Origin of the sequence: Flavobacterium fluviatile, from assembly GCF_010645065.1 — a bacterium.
GTDB classification, from domain to species: Bacteria; Bacteroidota; Bacteroidia; order Flavobacteriales; family Flavobacteriaceae; genus Flavobacterium; species Flavobacterium fluviatile.
Map to the genome: position 1 here is coordinate 1 of NZ_JAADZW010000094.1, position 710 is coordinate 710.

At 32.4% G+C, this 710-nt stretch carries 1 protein-coding gene; it reads right to left on the minus strand.

What is annotated here, in order from left to right:
- Window positions 1-139 precede the first annotated feature (139 nt).
- Window positions 140-640: a hypothetical protein gene (locus GXM17_RS21415; protein ID WP_163401544.1), complete on the minus strand. Its 501-nt coding sequence runs from the start codon at window positions 638-640 to the stop codon at window positions 140-142.
- Between the last annotated feature and the right edge of the window lie 70 nt (window positions 641-710).

Sequence of the window (710 nt, forward strand, 5' to 3'; positions counted from 1 at the left end):
TAACGTTCTCGCGCTACAAGCAGTTTGGGACTAAATTAAAACCATTCTTCGGATTTGCCAAATCTTCCAAATACAAACCAATTTTTCCATTAAGCCAAATGCCCAAATTGCTTGTAGCGTGTGTTGGCGGTTCGGTTTTTTATTTACGTTCTTTTTCGATTATGCTTTTTTCAGTTCGCTCTTTAACTTCGTTCCAATATTCATTGCGAATTTTATCTAATTCATCAATCGTCAATTCCTTATTTTTCTCGTCAAATACTTTCACATTTTTGCAGTTTACAAGTAAAGTTCCACCACAATAATTAAAATCGAGATTATGCTGATTGCAAGTAATTTTGACAAACCCATTTTCAATTTCAGCTGATAGAATTTCTAAACTTGCTTGAAAAATATCCTCAATGTTTGTAAATAATGTTTGTGGTTGATTTATTGGGTTCATCCACGGATTAAATTCAAGGGTCTCAATTTTTTCAAATTCGGCATAAAAACTTGCGTATGATTTATCTATTCTTTCTGCCAAATATTCACAATCAATTTTAAGTTTTAGTAACTCTTGATTACCATTCCAAGTTTCAATCGTTCCATCGTGAAAAATGGAAAAAACATCTCTAATATCTTCTAATGCTTTTTGTTTATCCATTTAATTTTATAATTCTTGATTATCTTCAGTTTTTCGTTCGGCTAAACTGACCGCCAACGTTCTCGCGCCT

What these genes read in the sequence shown, in the direction of transcription:
- GXM17_RS21415 (WP_163401544.1), bottom strand. Translation starts at nt 640, where the DNA reads ATGGATAAACAAAAAGCATTAGAAGATATTAGAGATGTTTTTTCCATT.